The 7,426-nt window shown below is 34.0% G+C and carries 5 protein-coding genes and 1 tRNA gene; 1 reads left to right on the forward strand and 5 read right to left on the reverse strand.

Annotated features, from left to right (window positions below; translation table 11 throughout):
* Positions 1 to 1,513: 1,513 nt before the first annotated feature.
* Positions 1,514 to 2,428, forward strand: coding sequence for a phosphatase PAP2 family protein (locus tag ACW9UN_RS16495; RefSeq protein ID WP_459487468.1), 915 nt, complete (start codon positions 1,514 to 1,516; stop codon positions 2,426 to 2,428).
* 681 nt (positions 2,429 to 3,109) lie between these two features.
* Here ACW9UN_RS16495 and ACW9UN_RS16500 read toward each other — a convergent pair.
* From ACW9UN_RS16500 to ACW9UN_RS16520, 5 genes are all read right to left on the reverse strand, one after another.
* Positions 3,110 to 3,589 (reverse strand): HU family DNA-binding protein, encoded by a 480-nt coding sequence (locus tag ACW9UN_RS16500; protein ID WP_459487469.1) that lies wholly within the window; start codon positions 3,587 to 3,589, stop codon positions 3,110 to 3,112.
* Between the two features lie 576 nt (positions 3,590 to 4,165).
* Complete coding sequence (locus tag ACW9UN_RS16505; RefSeq protein ID WP_459487470.1) at positions 4,166 to 5,101, reverse strand: Gfo/Idh/MocA family oxidoreductase; 936 nt, start codon at positions 5,099 to 5,101, stop codon at positions 4,166 to 4,168.
* A 388-nt stretch (positions 5,102 to 5,489) separates the two neighbouring features.
* Positions 5,490 to 6,767 carry a nucleotide sugar dehydrogenase gene (locus ACW9UN_RS16510; protein ID WP_459487471.1) on the reverse strand — a complete coding sequence of 426 codons (1,278 nt, stop codon included), beginning with the start codon at positions 6,765 to 6,767 and terminating at the stop codon, positions 5,490 to 5,492.
* A gap of 226 nt (positions 6,768 to 6,993) precedes the next feature.
* The gene (locus ACW9UN_RS16515; RefSeq protein WP_459487472.1) at positions 6,994 to 7,242 is read right to left on the reverse strand and encodes a GIY-YIG nuclease family protein; all 249 of its coding nucleotides are present in this window, start codon (positions 7,240 to 7,242) and stop codon (positions 6,994 to 6,996) included.
* 49 nt (positions 7,243 to 7,291) lie between these two features.
* Positions 7,292 to 7,366, reverse strand: a tRNA-Val gene (locus ACW9UN_RS16520).
* Positions 7,367 to 7,426 lie beyond the last annotated feature (60 nt).

The raw sequence follows: 7,426 nt of genomic DNA on the forward strand, positions 1-7,426 counted from the left end.
CGACCTTGCGGAGAGATCTTTTTCCATTTCGCCTGTAATTAAGAGGTTTTATGTATTAAGAGATTTCTCGATTCCGCTTACGCTCCACTCGAAATGACAGAGTACTTTGTCATTCCGACCCTGTGAAGGAATATGTTTGTCATCTCGACCTTCTGGAGAGATCTTTTTCCATTTCGCCTGTAATTAAGAGGTTTTATGTATTAAGAGATTTCTCGATTCCGCTTACGCTCCACTCGAAATGACAGAGAGTTTTGTTATTCCAACCTTGCGGAGCAATCTGTTTGTCATCTCGACCTTGTGGAGAGATCTAATGTACATATTAAGAGATTTCTCGATTCCGCTTACGCTCCACTCGAAATGACAGAGTACTTTGTCATTCCGACCCTGTGAAGGAATCTCATATCATAAACTATAGATTTCTCGGTTCCGCTTACGCTCCACTCAAAATAACAAATATCCTCGTCATTGCAAACGTACTGAAGCAATCTGTTTGTCATCTCGACCTTGTGGAGAGATCTAATGTACATGGTAAGAGATTTCTCGGTTCCGTTTACGCTCCACTCGAAATGACAGAGTACTCTGTCATTCCTACCTTGTGGAGGAATCTGTTTGTCATCTCGACCTTGCGGAGAGATCTAATGTACATGGTAAGAGATTTCTCGATTCCGACTAAGCTCCACTCGAAATGACATAGTACTTTGTCATTCCAACCTTGCGGAGCAATCTGTTTGTCATCTCGACCTTGCGGAGAGATCTAATGTACATGGTAAAAGATTTCTCGATTCCGCTTACGTTCCACTCGAAATGACAGAGAGTTTTGTCATTCCGACCTTGTGGAGGAATCTGTTTGTCATCTCGACCTTGTGGAGAGATCTAATGTACATGGTAAGAGATTTCTCGATTCCGCTTACGCTCCACTCGAAATAACATAGTACTTTGTCATTCCGACCTTGTGGAGGAATCTCATATCATAAACTATAGATTTCTCGGTTCCGCTTACGCTCCACTCGAAATGACAGAGAGTTTTGTTATTCCGACCCTGTGAAGCAATCTGTTTGTCATCTCGACCTTGCGGAGAGATCTAATTTAAAGTAAGAGATTTCTCGATTCCGCTTACGCTTCTGTAGAAATGACATTCGTTTTAAATTACAAAATAGCAATTTAGTGAATAAGCAGTAGTCTATACATCGAACTTAGATTACAAACTAATGATTATCATTTTTTTAATTTTTTAAATGAGCAAGGAATGTTATTTCTAAAACACACCTATTATCTTTAAACGAAGCCCCTTCTAGGCAAAAATCTTCACATACCTCATTTTTAAAATCAACGATATCATTAAAGGAATCCGCAAATACGCATGCAAAGATTGCTTGTACTTTGAGAATGACATGTTAGATGATACAAACTGCTATCAACTTCAGTAAAAAGAAAATTTACATTGTTTTTTTAAAACATTCCAACATTAACCGTATTTTTATACGCAAATTGCATCATTATTAAAAATTAAAAAATGAAACGATTTCTTACGAGTTTACTTCTTTTTTTTGGGTTTTCTGCTATAGCTCAAAACCCAAACCCAAATAGCAATCACTTTCAAACTGCGGGGTATGTGTTTAAAACAAGCTTTAACACCATACCTAGTGATTTTGCTTTTTTGGGAAAAGAATTTTCTGACGACTGGAAAAAAACAGGGTATTATGCTGCAGGTATTTTAGGCTTGATTGCTACTGATAAGATTACTACAAAGTTTTACCATAACCATATTGAACCCAATATAGATTACAAATTACCTAATATCACTCCACATTTTTTAAGAAACAAGAAAAACAGATGGATAAATGGAGAAAACACCTACTTAACTTATCCGATTATGGGTATCTATTTAGGTTCTTTATTAACAAACAGTGAACGAGGTCAATTTGCTGCAGCTAATTCTTTTAAAGCAATTGCCTACTCTACTTTAATCACTCAATTAACGTTAAAAACAATACTTGGTAGAAATAGACCTAATAGACCTTTAGATGGTGAAATAATTGCACCTTACACCGATGATAATTGGGATTTTTTCAATAAAAGGGATGGCTTCTTATTTGGGAGTCCAGGAGGAAGTAGTTTACCCTCTTTGCATACTACAGCTTATTTCGCTATAGCCAAAGTCATTCAAATGGAATTTGATAATTATTGGATACCCTACAGCATTATGGCGATTACCTGGCTGTCTGAAATTAAGGCGCATGAACACTGGGTGAGTGACATGGTAGTTGGAGGAATTTTAGGAACCATTATTGGACGTTCTATTGTAAAAAGTAGTTGGCGAGCAAGAGGTATTTTACCTCAAAAACGACAGAGAAGTATTTCGTTAAATTACATTCCACAAGTTTCCTCAGATTTTACCGGTTTGAGGATTATAGCAAATATAGAGTGATATTTAAAAAAGATGACCTGTGATAAGTAACGGAATTGCAATCTATTTTAAAATCAGAATATAAAATTTATGAACTGATAATCAGTAACAGATTACTTTGTATCTCACAATAAAAAGGCAAAACCTTACCCTATATTTGTAAAAGAGAACATTGTATTTTAAGAATTTTAAATGGGTTAAATATTCCCAAAAAACAAGGTTTAAAGGCAAGATTATATAGTATAACAAGCAGAAATCTAAGAGTAAGCAAGCTGTATATTCTAATAAACAGATTCTACTTTTTTCTAAAAAAATCGAGGTCAAAATAACTATCAAATTCCACATAAAGCGCCCCATAAGTAGAACTTCTTCACTCTTTTATTTGGTGTTTTTGAAACTAAAAAAAGGGGTAAAACACGTATTTTACACCTTTTATAAAAGTAAAAAAGGAATGTATTTAAAAATGTTATCCTATTAAATACGACAAAAAATAGCCTAAAAATTACTGAATAGTGCTATTTAAAAAAAGTTACCATACTTTTTACGAAAAGTAACGTAACTTTTAACAAAAAGTTTCTAGCGATCCAAGAGAAAGTATCGTTACTTTTTAAAAAAGAAACGTTTGGGAAATGTAAAAAAAACAAAAAAAAACCTCAATAGCAAAAGCTATTGAGGCAAATTACTCAAAAATGCATACCGTTATTATTGCAATGTAAACTTTACATTTTCTAACATTTCACGCATTCTTGCATCGGGTCTAAAATTAACGTGTACTTTTTTAACAGCATTTACCGTCAATTCTTCTAAACTAGAAGTACCTTCTGAGCGCACTCCAATTTGAAAAGACCCCAATTTATCTAGTTTTACAATGCGACCTTGTTTTAGCTCATCCATAATATTGTGCAAAAGCGACAACAATACTGCATAACAGTCTGCTTCTCGCACTGTACTTTGATTTGAAACCAAATAGGCCAATCGTTCTAAATCAGTATTTCCTTTGGATACGACTTGCGCGTAAAACTTGTTTTCCGCTGTTCTGTCCTGCGGATTTGGACGTCTAATGGGTATAATTTTTACCATTTTCTTTGTGTTTAAATTTACAATTTGTGTAGTTTTAATTTCAGAGCACACTACACTGACTTCTCTAAAGATTGTTTCTGAAACTTGGCTTCTTACACCCATACCCATCTTTTTTAGATAGTTATCATATTAAAATACAGTACTTTAATAGAGTTTCCAAAATGTCATTTTAGTTCGTAACTTACCTGTGTGGCTTGGTAAACCACATTAAAATTTATGAAATTCATTAAAAAATTTTGGTAAGCTTTGAGAAGTATTGTATTTTTGAAAGTGAATGAAACTAACAATACTTCTTAAAGTGTTACCGGTTTAAAAAAAGGTCTTAAAGCACCAACTTTAAGGCTTTTTTTATTTGTAAAAAAAACCATCTTTTTTACAATGTAAAACTACTTCTATTTCGGATAACATCAAAGATGTAGTTCTTAACAAAACCCTTAAAGTTTTTCACAAAAAGAAGTTTTAAAGGGTTTATTGTAAAAAACATTGTATTTCTAGTTATTTTTTATTAAGTAACCTAAAAGCTATTTAAAAACCCTAAAGACAGGTTGACAGCTTAGACTTACGGTCCTAGATTTCATTAGGAAGAAGAAAGAATGTAGTAATCTGCAAATTTAAATAGAAAGGTTGCTGCACAACTCGCAATAACACCTCTAGAAAACTATAGAAGTAACGAGCTACTTACTTCTTTAAAAAAGGATGTTTTTCACCAGTATTAAGAAGTGTAGCATTTCTGATGTCATGCACAATTTTTATGGAATTCTCGGAATCAGTCAACCCAAAACCATTTCCTTTTAAAATCTCTTGATAACTTAGTGTATGTAAATCTGTAAAACCCGCACTAAATTCTATTTCTTGGTTATTTACAGTGATGGAACGAAAAGTTCTTTGTCCTTTCTGCTTTACGTCATCAGGTAATGAATTTTCATCAATAGATAAAAACCATCGCACTCGGGCTTTTTCGAACTCTAAATACCCTGAAGCCTTGTCTTTGGTTCTTAAATGCACTTTGTTTTCTTGAATATCACCAAAAACCCAAGACAACATATCATAAAAATGAACCCCAATATTGGTGGCTATTCCTCCTGATTTACTCTCATCGCCTTTCCAAGAAATGTCGTACCATCGTCCTCGAGAAGTGATATACGTTAAATCTACATCGTATTTTTGGTTGGAGTTGCTGGCGTCTATCTTTTGCTTTAACGCTATAATACTAGGATGCAATCTTAATTGTAAGATGGTATTTATGTGTTGTCCAGATTCTTTTTCAATGTCTTTTAAGGCATCTACATTCCATGGATTTAATACCAGAGGTTTTTCACAAATAGCATCTGCACCTCTTCTTAGCGCCATTCTAATATGCGAGTCGTGTAAATAATTGGGTGTACAAATAGATACATAGTTTAACTGCGTGCCATTTCTTTTTAACTTTTCGATATGTCTGTCAAAACGCTCAAACTCCACAAAAAAATCTGCATTTGGAAAATAGCTATCCATTATTCCAACACTATCAAACTTATCTAACGCTGCAATTAAAGTGTTATTTGTATCTTTTATCGCTTTTAAATGCCTTGGAGCGATATAACCCGCTGCTCCTAATAATGCAAAGTTTTTCATTTCTGTTTTTTTACTTTTTACTGTTCACGGTTCGTTGCTCGTTGCTCGTTGCTCGTTGTTCGTTTTTCGTTGCTCGTTATCCGTACATCGTTTATCGTGGTTCGTGGTTCATGGTTTGTTATTCACTATTCAAAACTCACAACTCATCACTCAAAACTCATAACTCATAATTCCCATTATCAGCTAAAAAACAAGCTACCACTCTTCACTATTTTTCTATCTCTTGGCGCTCTCTTCTATTTTCGTGATTCGTTGCTCGTTGTTCGTTTTTCGTTACTCGTTGTCCGTAAATCGTTTATCGTGGTTCGTGGTTCATGGTTTGTTATTCACTATTCAAAACTCACAACTCATCACTCAAAACTCATAACTCAGAACCCATCACTCAAAATCACAAACTCTTATCCTTAACCTCTAAGAAATTTTTGATATCGTAAATTACAGATTTCTTTTTCTGTAATTTTGAGATCTCAACTGTTTTGAATTCGTTATGAGCAACTGCTAACACGATTGCACTGTATTTTTTTTTATTAATATCATCTAAAAGATCAATATTATACTCTTTTTTAACCTCAGTATTTTTTGCCCATGGATCGTAAATATCTACTTTAACTCCATAACTTTTTAAAGAATGATAGAGATCTATGACTTTCGTATTTCGAATATCAGGACAATTCTCTTTAAAAGTAACCCCAAGAATTAAAACTTTAGCTCGCTTAACCTTAACCTCTTGATCTATCATCAGCTTAACCACCTCAGAAGCTACATGACTTCCCATACTATCATTCAACCTTCTTCCTGACAAAATAATCTCTGGATAATACCCATATTGTTGTGCTTTCTGAGCCAAATAAAAAGGATCTACCCCAATGCAATGCCCACCTACCAAACCCGGTTTAAAGGGTAAGAAATTCCATTTTGTTGAAGCAGCTTCTAAAACATCACTGGTATTGATGTTCATCAAACTAAAAATCTTTGCCAATTCATTAACAAACGCAATATTGATATCTCGCTGACAATTTTCTATAATTTTTGATGCTTCTGCCACTTTAATGGATGGGGCTAAATGTGTACCGTTTTTTAAAACTGACTTGTATAATTCATCAACCTTAATGGCTGTGGCTGTTGTTGAACCCGAAGTTACTTTTAAAATATGTTCTACAGTTCTTACTTTATCACCTGGACTGATTCTTTCTGGTGAATATCCCACATAAAAATCATCGTTGTAAACCAAACCCGACTCTTTTTCTAAAACAGGAATGCAATCTTCTTCTGTTGCCCCTGGATATACAGTAGATTCATAAATGACAATGTCATTTTTTTTTAGGTTTTGAGCGATGGTTTTACTGGCGGATAAAAGTGGTTGCAAAACAGGCTGATTATTTTTATCGACAGAAGTAGGTACTGTAACAATGTAGTAATTGCATTCTTTTAAAGAAGACGGTTTGTCTGAAATAAAAAGTCCTATTTCATTTTTATCCTCTTCTAAAAGCACTTCTTTCAACAAATTATTATCTACTTCTTGTGTAAAATCTGTTCCTTCTTTTAATTCTGAAACTCTTTTTGAATTAATATCAAAACCAACTACGTTGTATTTTGTAGCAAAAAGCCTTGCTAAAGGCAGGCCTACATAGCCTAAACCAATAATTCCTATCTTTTTATCAATCATTAAAACATTGAATAATTTAACGATACGAATGTACGAAAAAAGCTTACTTTGAATATATTTTAAAAAGAAAAAATCCTTTACAAAACTGTAAAGGATTTTAATAATTGTGGGCGCAGTTTATCCCGATTTTTTTATCGGGAAAGGGATTCGAACCTTCCGATTTACATCGGAACAAGCACTGACCACTCCCGATGTAAAATCGGGATGCTCTGAACCAACTGAGCTATTATTTTTCATCAATAAGCTTCTCAATCATTTTTCTACTTTTCCAGTTCTTAATTCGTTTTTCTCTTTTAAGCGCCAATAACCTATTCTCATACTTTTCAAAATAAACAATTTGCCAATCTTTCGCTCTAGAAGTAAATCCTTTATGATTTGATAAATGTCTTTGCAATCGTTCTTCAATATTTACAGATACGCCAACGTAGTATTTATCTAAATTTTTTGAATATAAAATATAAAGAAAATAAGGCATAGCAATATAATAAAAAAGCCTCATCGAAATTGATGAAGCTTTTTTGTTGTGGGCGCGAAGGGATTCGAACCCCTGACCCCTTGGGTGTAAACCAAGTGCTCTGAACCAACTGAGCTACGCGCCCTTTTTTATTTTATTTCCCAAAGGTTAGGAAAACTATTTTCACTCTCCTCAACACTAACCC

The sequence above is a fragment of the Polaribacter litoreus genome, assembly GCF_054584775.1.